General features: G+C 35.5%; 20 protein-coding genes. All 20 read left to right on the top strand.

What is annotated here, in order from left to right:
- Nucleotides 1-335 precede the first annotated feature (335 nt).
- Nucleotides 336-719, top strand: coding sequence for a 30S ribosomal protein S12 (gene rpsL / locus BD847_RS19245; RefSeq protein WP_007136570.1), 384 nt, complete (start codon nucleotides 336-338; stop codon nucleotides 717-719).
- Between the two features lie 24 nt (nucleotides 720-743).
- Nucleotides 744-1,220: a 30S ribosomal protein S7 gene (gene rpsG, locus BD847_RS19240; RefSeq protein WP_026727879.1), complete on the top strand. Its 477-nt coding sequence runs from the start codon at nucleotides 744-746 to the stop codon at nucleotides 1,218-1,220.
- Between the two features lie 10 nt (nucleotides 1,221-1,230).
- Nucleotides 1,231-3,387 carry an elongation factor G gene (fusA, locus tag BD847_RS19235; protein WP_035650464.1) on the top strand — a complete coding sequence of 719 codons (2,157 nt, stop codon included), beginning with the start codon at nucleotides 1,231-1,233 and terminating at the stop codon, nucleotides 3,385-3,387.
- Between the two features lie 11 nt (nucleotides 3,388-3,398).
- The gene (gene rpsJ, locus BD847_RS19230) at nucleotides 3,399-3,704 is read left to right on the top strand and encodes a 30S ribosomal protein S10 (protein WP_007803605.1); all 306 of its coding nucleotides are present in this window, start codon (nucleotides 3,399-3,401) and stop codon (nucleotides 3,702-3,704) included.
- A gap of 406 nt (nucleotides 3,705-4,110) precedes the next feature.
- Entirely contained in the window at nucleotides 4,111-4,728 is a 618-nt protein-coding gene (rplC, locus tag BD847_RS19225; RefSeq protein WP_115889869.1) for a 50S ribosomal protein L3, read from the top strand.
- Nucleotides 4,728-5,357 (top strand): 50S ribosomal protein L4, encoded by a 630-nt coding sequence (rplD, locus tag BD847_RS19220; RefSeq protein WP_115889868.1) that lies wholly within the window; start codon nucleotides 4,728-4,730, stop codon nucleotides 5,355-5,357. Before rplC ends, rplD begins: the two co-directional genes overlap by 1 nt.
- Before the next feature lie 7 nt (nucleotides 5,358-5,364).
- On the top strand, nucleotides 5,365-5,655 hold the full coding sequence (gene rplW / locus BD847_RS19215) for a 50S ribosomal protein L23 (RefSeq protein ID WP_012022489.1): 291 nt from the start codon (nucleotides 5,365-5,367) through the stop codon (nucleotides 5,653-5,655).
- Between the two features lie 9 nt (nucleotides 5,656-5,664).
- Nucleotides 5,665-6,489, top strand: a complete 825-nt coding sequence (rplB, locus tag BD847_RS19210; protein WP_115889867.1) for a 50S ribosomal protein L2 — start codon at nucleotides 5,665-5,667, stop codon at nucleotides 6,487-6,489.
- A 6-nt stretch (nucleotides 6,490-6,495) separates the two neighbouring features.
- Entirely contained in the window at nucleotides 6,496-6,774 is a 279-nt protein-coding gene (gene rpsS / locus BD847_RS19205; RefSeq protein WP_115889866.1) for a 30S ribosomal protein S19, read from the top strand.
- A 6-nt stretch (nucleotides 6,775-6,780) separates the two neighbouring features.
- Nucleotides 6,781-7,194 carry a 50S ribosomal protein L22 gene (gene rplV / locus BD847_RS19200; protein ID WP_007803631.1) on the top strand — a complete coding sequence of 138 codons (414 nt, stop codon included), beginning with the start codon at nucleotides 6,781-6,783 and terminating at the stop codon, nucleotides 7,192-7,194.
- Nucleotides 7,195-7,199: 5 nt separating this feature from the next.
- The gene (gene rpsC, locus BD847_RS19195; protein ID WP_007803635.1) at nucleotides 7,200-7,961 is read left to right on the top strand and encodes a 30S ribosomal protein S3; all 762 of its coding nucleotides are present in this window, start codon (nucleotides 7,200-7,202) and stop codon (nucleotides 7,959-7,961) included.
- Between the two features lie 19 nt (nucleotides 7,962-7,980).
- Nucleotides 7,981-8,406: a 50S ribosomal protein L16 gene (gene rplP / locus BD847_RS19190; RefSeq protein WP_017495016.1), complete on the top strand. Its 426-nt coding sequence runs from the start codon at nucleotides 7,981-7,983 to the stop codon at nucleotides 8,404-8,406.
- A gap of 12 nt (nucleotides 8,407-8,418) precedes the next feature.
- Nucleotides 8,419-8,610, top strand: coding sequence for a 50S ribosomal protein L29 (gene rpmC, locus BD847_RS19185; protein WP_008464297.1), 192 nt, complete (start codon nucleotides 8,419-8,421; stop codon nucleotides 8,608-8,610).
- A 17-nt stretch (nucleotides 8,611-8,627) separates the two neighbouring features.
- Nucleotides 8,628-8,888, top strand: a complete 261-nt coding sequence (rpsQ, locus tag BD847_RS19180) for a 30S ribosomal protein S17 (protein ID WP_012022485.1) — start codon at nucleotides 8,628-8,630, stop codon at nucleotides 8,886-8,888.
- A gap of 2 nt (nucleotides 8,889-8,890) precedes the next feature.
- Nucleotides 8,891-9,259: a 50S ribosomal protein L14 gene (gene rplN / locus BD847_RS19175; RefSeq protein WP_007803649.1), complete on the top strand. Its 369-nt coding sequence runs from the start codon at nucleotides 8,891-8,893 to the stop codon at nucleotides 9,257-9,259.
- 11 nt (nucleotides 9,260-9,270) lie between these two features.
- A complete protein-coding gene (rplX, locus tag BD847_RS19170) occupies nucleotides 9,271-9,585 on the top strand; it encodes a 50S ribosomal protein L24 (protein WP_007803650.1) in 315 nt (104 codons plus the stop codon).
- Between the two features lie 2 nt (nucleotides 9,586-9,587).
- Nucleotides 9,588-10,139: a 50S ribosomal protein L5 gene (rplE, locus tag BD847_RS19165; RefSeq protein ID WP_017495015.1), complete on the top strand. Its 552-nt coding sequence runs from the start codon at nucleotides 9,588-9,590 to the stop codon at nucleotides 10,137-10,139.
- Nucleotides 10,140-10,142: 3 nt separating this feature from the next.
- On the top strand, nucleotides 10,143-10,412 hold the full coding sequence (gene rpsN, locus BD847_RS19160; protein ID WP_031456037.1) for a 30S ribosomal protein S14: 270 nt from the start codon (nucleotides 10,143-10,145) through the stop codon (nucleotides 10,410-10,412).
- Between the two features lie 105 nt (nucleotides 10,413-10,517).
- Nucleotides 10,518-10,916, top strand: coding sequence for a 30S ribosomal protein S8 (gene rpsH / locus BD847_RS19155; protein ID WP_008464306.1), 399 nt, complete (start codon nucleotides 10,518-10,520; stop codon nucleotides 10,914-10,916).
- 18 nt (nucleotides 10,917-10,934) lie between these two features.
- Nucleotides 10,935-11,477 carry a 50S ribosomal protein L6 gene (gene rplF, locus BD847_RS19150; protein ID WP_115889865.1) on the top strand — a complete coding sequence of 181 codons (543 nt, stop codon included), beginning with the start codon at nucleotides 10,935-10,937 and terminating at the stop codon, nucleotides 11,475-11,477.
- Nucleotides 11,478-11,487: the final 10 nt, after the last annotated feature.

The raw sequence follows: 11,487 nt of genomic DNA, 5'->3' as shown, positions 1-11,487 counted from the left end.
CGATTTTAGATTGGTGTGTTTGGTGTTGTAGTTTAATGAGTCAATAATTTTGCTTTCACTTTCATTAATTCCTTTAATTGTTAAATGAAAATTTTGACCATGAGCAGAGATGCTCAGTAGGTAAAAAAAGAGTATTCGGAATAAGTGTTTCAAAAGCAGCTGTTTCATTTATTAAAAGTATTGCAAATATCTATTGTTTGTTTGTAAAATCATAAGTCTAAATAATGTTCTTGAAAATTAATGAATTAACGTTTGTATAGTGAAAAATATTTTATACATTTGCAACCCCGTAAAAAGCGGGAATTTAATAAACATAATAATTTTTAGTATTAATTATGCCAACAATTCAACAATTAGTAAGAACAGGAAGAACTCAGATCACTAAGAAGAGTAAATCGGTTGCTTTAGATTCTTGTCCTCAAAGAAGAGGGGTTTGTACGCGTGTTTACACTACTACACCAAAAAAACCAAACTCTGCAATGCGTAAAGTTGCGCGTGTACGTTTGACAAATGGTAATGAGGTGAATGCTTACATCCCTGGAGAAGGACATAATCTACAAGAGCACTCGATAGTATTAGTGCGAGGTGGAAGGGTAAAAGATTTACCAGGTGTTAGATATCATATCGTTCGTGGAGCGCTTGACACGTCAGGTGTTGCAGGAAGAACGCAAAGAAGATCTAAGTACGGTGCTAAACGCCCAAAAGAAGCAAAAAAGTAATTTAAAAACTTTTAAGAAAAAGACATGAGAAAAAGAGCGGCAAAGAAAAGACCACTTTTACCGGATCCAAGGTTTAATGACCAATTAGTAACGCGTTTTGTGAACAACTTAATGTGGGATGGTAAGAAATCTACAGCTTTTAAAGTATTTTATGATGCAATTGATATCATCGAAACTAAAAAGCAAAATGATGAGAAGACTTCATTAGAGATCTGGAAAGATGCTTTAACAAACGTTATGCCTCACGTAGAAGTACGTAGCCGTAGAGTTGGTGGAGCTACATTCCAAATTCCAATGCAGATTCGTCCAGACAGAAAAATTTCTATGGCAATGAAGTGGTTAATACTTTATTCAAGAAGAAGAAATGAAAAATCTATGGCACAGCGTTTAGCTTCAGAATGTTTAGCTGCGGCTAAAGAAGAGGGTGCTGCGGTTAAGAAAAGAATGGATACTCACAAAATGGCAGAAGCTAACAAAGCATTCTCTCACTTTAGATTTTAATTCGTAAGAAATGGCTAGAGATTTAAAATATACAAGAAATATCGGGATTGCTGCTCACATTGATGCTGGTAAAACAACAACAACTGAGCGTATTCTTTTTTACACTGGAAAGTCACATAAAATTGGTGAGGTGCACGATGGTGCTGCAACAATGGACTGGATGGCACAAGAGCAAGAAAGAGGTATTACAATTACTTCTGCTGCTACAACTTGTACTTGGAACTTTCCAACTGAGCAAGGTAAGACTCTTCCGGAATCATTGCCTTATCACTTTAATATTATTGATACTCCTGGACACGTTGACTTTACTGTAGAGGTAAACCGTTCTTTACGTGTACTTGATGGTTTGGTTTTCTTGTTTAGTGCTGTTGATGGTGTTGAGCCTCAATCAGAAACTAACTGGAGACTTGCTGATCAATATAGAGTTCCTCGTATGGGATTCGTAAACAAAATGGACCGTCAAGGTGCTAACTTTTTAGGAGTATGCGGACAGGTTAAAGATATGTTGAAATCGAATGCGGTTGCAATTACTTTGCCTATTGGTGATGAAGCAGATTTTAAAGGTATTGTTGACTTAGTTAAAAATCAAGCTATTGTATGGCATGATGAGACTCAAGGGGCTACTTTTGATATTGTTGATATTCCTGCTGATATGGTAGACGAAGTTAGACAATATCGTTCTATCCTTATCGAAGAGATTGCTACTTACGACGAGAATCTTTTAGATAAATACATGGAAGATGAAAACTCTATTACAGAGGAAGAAATCAACAATGCATTAAGAGCTGCTACTATTGATATGGCAATTATCCCAATGCTTGCTGGTTCGTCTTTCAAAAACAAAGGTGTTCAATTTATGTTGGATGCAGTTTGTAAATATTTACCATCTCCATTAGATAAAGAAGGTATTGAAGGAATTCACCCTGATGATGCTGATTTATTAGAAGAAGATCAAACTAAAATCTTGCGTAAGCCAGATGTTAAAGAGCCATTCGCTGCTTTAGCATTTAAAATTGCTACTGACCCATTCGTAGGTCGTTTAGCTTTCTTCCGTGCTTACTCTGGACGTTTAGATGCTGGTTCTTATGTTTTAAATACTCGTTCTGGTAACAAAGAAAGAATTTCTCGTATTTACCAAATGCATGCTAATAAACAAAATCCAATCGAATTTATTGAGGCTGGAGATATTGGTGCTGCTGTTGGATTTAAAGATATTAAAACAGGAGATACGCTTTGTGATGAAAAGAATCCAATTATCTTGGAATCTATGAAATTCCCAGATCCTGTAATTGGTATTGCTATTGAGCCAAAAACAAAAGCTGACGTTGATAAAATGGGTATGGCTTTAGCTAAATTAGCTGAGGAGGATCCAACATTTACAGTTAGAACTGATGAGGCTTCTGGTCAAACTATTATTTCAGGTATGGGTGAGCTTCACTTAGATATCTTAGTAGATCGTATGAAACGTGAATTTAAAGTTGAAGTGAACCAAGGTGAGCCTCAAGTTGAGTATAAAGAAGCGTTTACAAGATCTGCAACACATAGAGAGACTTACAAGAAACAATCTGGAGGTCGTGGTAAATTCGGTGATATCGTATTTACAATTGAGCCTGCTGATGAAGTTGATGGTAAAGTTCCAGTTGGATTACAATTTATCAATGCTGTAAAAGGTGGTAACGTTCCTAAAGAATATATCCCTGCTGTTGAAAAAGGATTTAGAGAAGCTATGAAAACTGGTCCATTGGCAGGATATGCTGTGGATAGTTTGAAAGTAACTTTAACTGATGGGTCTTTCCATCCTGTGGATTCTGATGCATTATCTTTTGAGTTAGCTGCAAGAATGGGTTATAAAGAATCTGGACGTGCTGCTGGAGCTGTTATTCTTGAGCCAATCATGAAAATCGAAGTTATCACTCCAGAAGAAAACATGGGTGATATCGTAGGTGACTTGAACCGTCGTAGAGGTCAGGTTAATGATATGGGTGACAGAAATGGAGCTAAAACTATCAAAGCTGATGTGCCTTTATCAGAAATGTTTGGTTATGTAACAACATTAAGAACATTGTCTTCTGGTAGAGCAACTTCAACAATGGAGTTTTCTCACTATGCAGAAACGCCTTCTAATATTTCAGAAGCGGTAATTAAAAAAGCAAAAGGTAACGCTTAATTCTTAAGAAAATGAGTCAAAAAATCAGAATAAAACTAAAATCTTACGATCACATGTTGGTAGATAAATCTGCTGAAAAGATCGTAAAAACAGTAAAAACTACTGGAGCAGTTGTAACAGGTCCAATTCCGTTGCCAACTCACAAAAAACTTTTCACTGTATTACGTTCTCCGCACGTTAACAAAAAAGCGAGAGAGCAATTTGAAGTAATGTCATACAAGAGATTGATTGATATTTATTCATCTTCATCTAAAACTATTGATGCTTTAATGAAACTTGAATTGCCAAGTGGAGTAGAAGTAGAGATAAAAGTATAATTTTTTATATTTTTTTTATATAAAAAGCGAGACAGAAATGTCTCGCTTTTTTTGTTTTTGAAAGAAGGTTTTGATTCGCTGATTTTTTAAGTGTTTCGCGATTTTTGTGGTCTTTTGAATTTGTATAAAGTCCTTTGTTTTAAGGAGGTGCGAAAGTTTTTTATTTCAATTTTATTAAGTAATTGTTAAGTCTGAATTGTCTAAAGATTAAAAAAAAAGTTTCAAATTTTGAGATATGCAAAGTTGTTTTTGGTTTCATTTTGGAGCTTGGATTTTGATTATGAGCGATTTAATTTTTATAACCGTTTGGTATATTCAATTTTAATGTCTACTTTTGCACTCCCTGTTTGGAAATTTCTGTTATTTTCAAATTGAAGGGAATTTTAGTAATTAATAATTAATATTTATGTCTGGGTTAATTGGTAAGAAAATCGGCATGACAAGTATTTTCGATGAAAACGGGAAAAACATTCCTTGTACAGTAATCGAAGCTGGTCCATGCGTTGTTACCCAAGTCAGAACCAAAGGTGTTGACGGGTACGAAGCGTTGCAACTTGGTTTCGATGACAAAAACGAGAAACATTCTACTAAAGCGGCTTTAGGTCACTTTAAAAAAGCTGGAACTGTTGCTAAGAAAAAAGTCGTTGAATTCCAAGATTTTGCAACTGAACAAAAATTAGGAGATCTTATTGATGTTTCTATTTTTGAAGAAGGAGAATTTGTAGATGTACAAGGTGTGTCTAAAGGTAAAGGTTTCCAAGGTGTTGTTAAACGTCACGGTTTTGGTGGTGTTGGACAAGCTACTCATGGTCAGCACAACCGTTTAAGAGCGCCAGGTTCTGTAGGAGCTTCTTCTTATCCATCTAGAGTATTCAAAGGAATGCGTATGGCTGGAAGAATGGGAGGAGAAAATGTAAAAGTTCAAAACCTTAGAGTTTTAAAAGTAGTTGCTGATAAGAACCTACTTGTTGTTAAAGGGTGTATTCCTGGGCACAAAAACTCTTACGTAATCATTCAGAAGTAATGGAAGTAAAAGTATTAGATTTCAACGGAAAAGATACTGGTAGAAAAGTTCAACTTTCTGATTCAGTATTCGCAATTGAACCAAACAATCACGCAGTATATCTTGATGTTAAGCAATATCTTGCTAATCAAAGACAAGGTACTCACAAAGCTAAAGAAAGAGCTGAAGTAACTGGAAGTACGCGTAAGATTAAAAAACAAAAAGGAACTGGTACTGCACGTGCAGGAAGTGTTAAGAATCCTTTGTTTAAAGGTGGTGGAACAGTTTTCGGGCCAAGACCAAGAAGTTATTCATTTAAATTGAATAAAAGCTTAAAAAGATTGGCTAGAAAATCAGCTTTCTCAATCAAAGCAAAAGAAGCAAATATTGTTGTTCTTGAAGACTTTAATTTTGAAGCGCCAAACACTAAAAATTTCATTAACGTTTTGAAAGCTTTAGGGTTAGAAAATAAAAAATCTCTATTTGTATTGGGTGAGTCAAATAAAAACGTATATTTGTCGTCACGTAATTTAAAGGCTTCAAACGTCGTAACTAGCTCAGAATTAAGCACTTACGCAATATTAAACGCTAATAATTTAGTGCTTTTGGAAGGTTCTTTAGAGTTAATTGAAGAAAATTTAAGTAAATAATAGGAATATGAGCATCATTATCAGACCTATAGTAACGGAAAAAGTAACCAAAGAAAGTGAAGTTCTAAACCGTTTTGGATTCGTTGTTGACAAAAAAGCGAACAAAGTTCAGATTAAGAAAGCTGTTGAAGCTGCTTATGGAGTAACTATCGTTTCTGTTAACACTATGAATGTGAGACCAGACAGATCTACTAAATACACTAAAAGTGGTTTAATCAGTGGAAAGACAAATGCAATTAAAAAAGCGATTGTTCAAGTACAAGAAGGAGAAACAATTGATTTTTACAACAATATCTAAGATAGAAAAATGTCAGTAAGAAAATTAAAACCTATTACCCCAGGTCAGCGATTTAGAGTTGTGAATGGTTATGACGCCATTACAACTGATAAGCCGGAACGCTCTTTGATAGCGCCGATAAAAAACTCTGGAGGTAGAAATAGTCAAGGAAAGATGACCATGCGTTATACGGGTGGTGGTCACAAGCAGAGATATCGTATTGTTGATTTCAAAAGAACTAAAGACGGAATTCCGGCTACAGTGAAATCAATCGAATACGATCCAAATCGTACTGCATTTATCGCTTTATTAGCTTACGCTGATGGAGAGAAAACTTATGTAATTGCTCAAAACGGATTGAAAGTTGGTCAGAAATTAGTTTCTGGTCCAGAATCTCAACCTGAAATTGGTAATACATTGCCTTTAAGCAGAATTCCTCTTGGAACTGTTATATCTTGTATTGAGTTACGTCCAGGGCAAGGAGCAGTTATTGCTCGTTCAGCTGGAACTTTTGCTCAGTTAATGGCAAGAGACGGGAAATATGCAACAATTAAAATGCCATCTGGTGAAACAAGATTAATCTTGTTAACTTGTTCGGCTACAATTGGAGCTGTTTCTAACTCTGACCACCAATTAGTTGTATCTGGAAAAGCAGGTAGAACAAGATGGTTAGGAAGAAGACCTAGAACTAGACCAGTAGCGATGAACCCTGTTGATCACCCTATGGGAGGTGGTGAAGGACGTTCTTCTGGAGGGCACCCACGTTCAAGAAACGGATTGCCAGCTAAAGGTTACAGAACTCGTTCTAAGAAAAACCCGAGTAACAAGTATATCGTAGAACGTAGAAAGAAATAATAAGATATGGCACGTTCATTAAAAAAAGGACCTTTCGTTCATTATAAATTAGACAAGAAAGTTCAAGAAAACGTAGAAAGTGGTAAAAATGGAGTAGTAAAGACTTGGTCTAGAGCTTCTATGATTACTCCGGATTTCGTTGGACAAACTATCGCAGTTCATAACGGTCGTCAATTTGTACCAGTTTACGTAACAGAAAACATGGTAGGTCACAAATTAGGAGAGTTTTCACCAACTAGATCTTTTAGAGGTCATGCTGGAGCAAAAAATAAAGGTAAAAAATAAGAAGCAATGGGAGTTCGTAAAAGAGAAACAGCAGATGCGAGAAAAGAGGCTAATAAGTCTATTGCTTTCGCAAAATTGAATAACTGCCCTACTTCACCTAGAAAAATGCGCTTAGTAGCGGACTTGGTAAGAGGTCAGAAGGTAGAAAGAGCACTTAACATTTTAAGATTCAGTTCTAAAGAAGCTTCAAGAAAATTAGAAAAACTATTATTATCTGCAATCAACAACTGGGAGCAAAAAAATAGTGAAGGTAATTTAGAAGAAGCTGGTTTATTTGTTAAAGAGATCAGAGTAGATGGTGGAATGATGTTGAAAAGACTTCGTCCAGCTCCACAAGGTCGTGCACACAGAATCAGAAAACGTTCTAATCACGTAACAATCGTGCTTGGAGCTATCAATAACACACAAAGCAATTCTTAAGCAGCATGGGACAAAAGACAAATCCAATTGGAAATAGACTTGGTATCATCAGAGGATGGGACTCAAACTGGTATGGTGGAAATGATTACGGCGATAAATTAGCTGAAGATCACAAAATCAGAAAGTATATCCATGCTCGTTTATCAAAAGCTAGTGTATCAAAAGTAATCATCGAGAGAACTTTGAAACTTGTAACCGTTACTATCACTACTGCTAGACCTGGTATCATTATCGGAAAAGGTGGACAAGAGGTAGACAAGTTAAAAGAAGAACTTAAGAAAGTTACTGACAAAGAGGTTCAAATCAACATCTTTGAAATTAAAAGACCTGAGTTAGATGCTTATCTTGTGGCGACAAGCATCGCTCGTCAAATCGAAAGCCGTATTTCTTACAGACGTGCAATCAAAATGGCTATTGCTGCTTCTATGCGTATGAACGCTGAAGGTATCAAAGTTTTGATTTCTGGTCGTTTGAATGGTGCTGAGATGGCGCGTTCAGAAGGTTTCAAAGAAGGTAGGATTCCTCTATCAACTTTCAGAGCTGATATTGACTATGCTTTGGCTGAAGCTCACACTACTTATGGTAGAATGGGTATCAAAGTATGGATCATGAAAGGTGAGGTTTACGGAAAAAGAGATCTTTCTCCACTTGCAGGAATGGATAAAAAACAATCTGGAACTGGTGGTGGTAAAGGTGGAGATTCTCCAAGAGGAGATAGAAAACCTTTTAACAAAGGTGGTAAACCAGACGCTCGTAAAAGAAAGTAAATTTTTAAACTAAAGAAAAATGTTACAGCCTAAAAGAACAAAATACCGTAAGGTACAAAAAGGTAAGATGAAAGGTAACTCTCAAAGAGGGCATGAACTTTCTAATGGAATGTTTGGTATTAAATCTGTACATGAAGATGGAATGTTCTTAACTTCTCGTCAAATCGAAGCTGCACGTATCGCTGCAACTCGTTACATGAAGAGAGAGGGACAATTATGGATTAAAATATTTCCAGACAAACCTATCACTAAGAAACCTCTTGAAGTACGTATGGGTAAAGGTAAAGGAGCAGTTGAGTATTGGGCTGCTGTTGTTAAACCAGGAAGAATTATGTTTGAAGTTGGAGGAGTTCCATTGTCAGTTGCAAAAGAGGCGTTACGTCTTGCAGCTCAGAAACTTCCAGTAAAAACTAAATTCGTCGTTGCTAGAGATTTCGAAGCATAATTTATATTTATTATGAAACAATCAGAAATAAAAGATCTTTCTGCAGCGGAGTTGCAAGAAAAGCTTAGTCAAACTAAGAAAGTATATGCTGACCTAAAAATGGCTCATGCTATTTCTCCAATTGCTAACCCACTTCAAATTAGAAGCGTTAGAAGAACAGTTGCAAGATTGGCTACAGAGTTAACTAAAAGAGAGTTACAATAATTGTATTCTGCTGAAAGATGGAAGAAAAAAGAAATTTAAGAAAAGAAAGAATAGGTGTTGTTACTTCAAATAAGATGGATAAATCTATCGTTATTTCTGAAGTAAGAAAAGTAAAACACCCGTTATACGGTAAGTTCGTGTTGAAAACTAAGAAATATGTTGCACACGACGAAACAAACGACTGTAACATTGGAGATACTGTAAGAATTAGCGAAACGCGTCCTTTAAGTAAAACAAAATGTTGGAGATTAGTTGAAATCTTAGAAAGAGCTAAATAATTATGGTACAACAGGAATCAAGACTAAAAGTAGCAGATAACACGGGAGCAAAAGAAGTTTTAACTATCCGTGTTTTAGGAGGTACCAAAAGAAGGTATGCCTCTGTTGGTGACAAGATTGTAGTATCTATTAAAGATGCAACTCCAAACGGTAACGTGAAAAAAGGAGCTGTTTCAACTGCAGTTGTTGTGCGTACCAAAAAAGAAGTGAGAAGAGCCGATGGTTCTTATATCCGTTTCGATGATAATGCATGTGTTCTTTTGAACGCTGCAGGTGAAATGAGAGGGACTCGTGTTTTTGGTCCGGTAGCAAGAGAACTTCGTGAAAAACAATTCATGAAAATTGTATCATTAGCACCAGAAGTGCTTTAATTCGTTTTAAGATGATAAAGCTAAAAATAAAATCAGGAGATATCGTAAGAGTTATTGCTGGAGACCATAAAGGTGCTGAAGGTAAAGTTCTACGTGTTTACCGTGAGAAAAATAAAGCGATAGTTGAAGGTGTAAACATGGTTTCGAAACATACAAAACCAAGTGCTAAAAACCCTCAAGGTGGTATCGTTAAGAAAGAAGCTTCTATTCAAATTTCTAACATTTCTCTAATTGATCCTAAAACTAAGGAAACAACTAGAGTAGGTATTAGAGTAGAAGGAGATAAGAAAGTAAGATTTTCAAAAAAATCTAATCAAGTACTATAGTAATGGCATATACACCTAGACTAAAAGAAGAATATAAGAGTAGAGTAATCTCTGCTCTTAAAGAAGAGTTCGGATATACAAACGTTATGCAAGTTCCAAAACTTGAAAAAATCGTTTTGAGCCGTGGAGTTGGTGCAGCTGTATCTGATAAAAAACTTATTGACTATGCAGTTGATGAGTTAACAAAGATCACTGGACAAAAAGCAGTATCTACAATTTCAAAGAAAGACGTTGCGTCATTCAAATTGAGAAAAGGGATGCCTATTGGAGCAAAAGTAACTTTACGTGGTGAAAGAATGTATGAGTTTTTAGATAGACTTATTACTTCTGCTTTACCACGCGTTAGAGATTTTAGTGGTATCAAAGCTACAGGTTTCGACGGAAGAGGTAACTACAATCTTGGAGTTTTGGAGCAAATCATTTTCCCGGAAATTGATATTGATAAAGTAAACAAAATCTCAGGAATGGATATTACATTTGTTACTACTGCAAAAACAGACAAGGAAGCAAAGTCATTATTGGCTGAATTAGGATTACCTTTTAAAAAGAATTAAGACATGGCTAAAGAATCAATGAAAGCCCGTGAGGTGAAAAGAGAGAAAACGGTAGCTAAGTACGCTGAAAAAAGAAAAGCTTTGTTAGAAGCTGGAGATTATGAAGGCTTACAAAAATTACCTAAAAATGCTTCACCAGTTCGTTTACACAATCGTTGTAAATTAACAGGTAGACCTAGAGGTTATATTCGTCAATTTGGTATTTCACGTGTAACTTTCCGTGAAATGGCTAATAATGGATTAATTCCAGGTGTTAAAAAAGCATCTTGGTAATCTCGCAATAAGTTATTACTTTTGCAAACCAAAAAATAATTTTTAATTGATTAAAGGTTCGGGAAACGAGTGTTTCCCGAAAACCATAATCGCAATCAAATACATATGTATACAGATCCTATTGCAGATTATTTGACTAGAGTTCGTAACGCTGTGGCTGCAAACCACAAAGTTGTTGAAATTCCAGCTTCTAATCTTAAAAAAGAAATAACTAAGATCTTATTTGATCAAGGTTATATCTTAAGTTACAAATTTGAGCAGAACACTGTACAAGGTTCTATCAAAATTGCTTTGAAGTATGATAAAGATACTAAAGAGCCTGTAATCAAAGATATCCAAAGAATTAGTAAACCTGGTTTACGTAAGTACGCAGGTGCTGCCAAATTACCTAGAATCCTTAATGGATTAGGAATTGCTATTGTTTCTACATCAAAAGGTTTGATGACTGGAAAACAAGCTAAGCAATTAAATGTAGGTGGTGAAGTAATTTGTTACGTATACTAATTTTAAACACTAGATAAGATGTCAAGAATAGGTAAAAGCCCAATTGTAATCCCTGCTGGTGTAACTGTTGAAGTTAAGGACGGTATTATTACAGTAAAAGGAAAAAAAGGTCAACTAGTTCAGGAGTTTTCGGACGTAACTGTAACAGTTGAAGGTGATCAAGTTTCAGTAGAAAGATCATCTGATCATAAAGACCATAGAGCAAAACACGGATTATACAGATCATTAGTTAATAACATGATTGTTGGTGTGTCTGAAGGTTTTACTAAGGAACTAGAATTAGTTGGAGTTGGTTATAGAGCTTCAAACCAAGGTCAAAAATTAGATTTAGCTCTTGGATATTCTCACAATATTGTTTTAGAAATTGCTCCAGAAGTAAGTTTAGAAACAATATCTGAAAAAGGTAAGAACCCTATCGTAAAATTATCATCTTTTGATAAACAACTTTTAGGTCAGGTAGCAGCGAAAATCAGAGGTTTCCGTAAGCCAGAACCATATAAAGGAAAAGGTGTTAAATTTGTGGGTGAAGTATTAAGAAGAAAAGCAGGTAAATCAGCTTAAAAAATAAGAT

This window comes from Flavobacterium cutihirudinis (assembly GCF_003385895.1).
In the GTDB taxonomy this organism is placed as follows: Bacteria; Bacteroidota; Bacteroidia; order Flavobacteriales; family Flavobacteriaceae; genus Flavobacterium; species Flavobacterium cutihirudinis.
Note: the sequence above shows the minus strand (reverse complement) of the source record. Positions and strands in the feature narration are given on the sequence as shown.

Coding starts and splice junctions, on each gene's coding strand:
- rpsS (WP_115889866.1), top strand. CDS start 6,496: ATGGCACGTTCATTAAAAAAAGGACCTTTCGTTCATTATAAATTAGAC.
- rpsL (WP_007136570.1), top strand. CDS start 336: ATGCCAACAATTCAACAATTAGTAAGAACAGGAAGAACTCAGATCACT.
- rplB (WP_115889867.1), top strand. CDS start 5,665: ATGTCAGTAAGAAAATTAAAACCTATTACCCCAGGTCAGCGATTTAGA.
- rplN (WP_007803649.1), top strand. CDS start 8,891: ATGGTACAACAGGAATCAAGACTAAAAGTAGCAGATAACACGGGAGCA.
- rpmC (WP_008464297.1), top strand. CDS start 8,419: ATGAAACAATCAGAAATAAAAGATCTTTCTGCAGCGGAGTTGCAAGAA.
- fusA (WP_035650464.1), top strand. CDS start 1,231: ATGGCTAGAGATTTAAAATATACAAGAAATATCGGGATTGCTGCTCAC.
- rpsG (WP_026727879.1), top strand. CDS start 744: ATGAGAAAAAGAGCGGCAAAGAAAAGACCACTTTTACCGGATCCAAGG.
- rpsN (WP_031456037.1), top strand. CDS start 10,143: ATGGCTAAAGAATCAATGAAAGCCCGTGAGGTGAAAAGAGAGAAAACG.
- rpsJ (WP_007803605.1), top strand. CDS start 3,399: ATGAGTCAAAAAATCAGAATAAAACTAAAATCTTACGATCACATGTTG.
- rpsC (WP_007803635.1), top strand. CDS start 7,200: ATGGGACAAAAGACAAATCCAATTGGAAATAGACTTGGTATCATCAGA.
- rplD (WP_115889868.1), top strand. CDS start 4,728: ATGGAAGTAAAAGTATTAGATTTCAACGGAAAAGATACTGGTAGAAAA.
- rplV (WP_007803631.1), top strand. CDS start 6,781: ATGGGAGTTCGTAAAAGAGAAACAGCAGATGCGAGAAAAGAGGCTAAT.
- rplP (WP_017495016.1), top strand. CDS start 7,981: ATGTTACAGCCTAAAAGAACAAAATACCGTAAGGTACAAAAAGGTAAG.
- rpsH (WP_008464306.1), top strand. CDS start 10,518: ATGTATACAGATCCTATTGCAGATTATTTGACTAGAGTTCGTAACGCT.
- rplF (WP_115889865.1), top strand. CDS start 10,935: ATGTCAAGAATAGGTAAAAGCCCAATTGTAATCCCTGCTGGTGTAACT.
- rplC (WP_115889869.1), top strand. CDS start 4,111: ATGTCTGGGTTAATTGGTAAGAAAATCGGCATGACAAGTATTTTCGAT.
- rplX (WP_007803650.1), top strand. CDS start 9,271: ATGATAAAGCTAAAAATAAAATCAGGAGATATCGTAAGAGTTATTGCT.
- rplE (WP_017495015.1), top strand. CDS start 9,588: ATGGCATATACACCTAGACTAAAAGAAGAATATAAGAGTAGAGTAATC.
- rpsQ (WP_012022485.1), top strand. CDS start 8,628: ATGGAAGAAAAAAGAAATTTAAGAAAAGAAAGAATAGGTGTTGTTACT.
- rplW (WP_012022489.1), top strand. CDS start 5,365: ATGAGCATCATTATCAGACCTATAGTAACGGAAAAAGTAACCAAAGAA.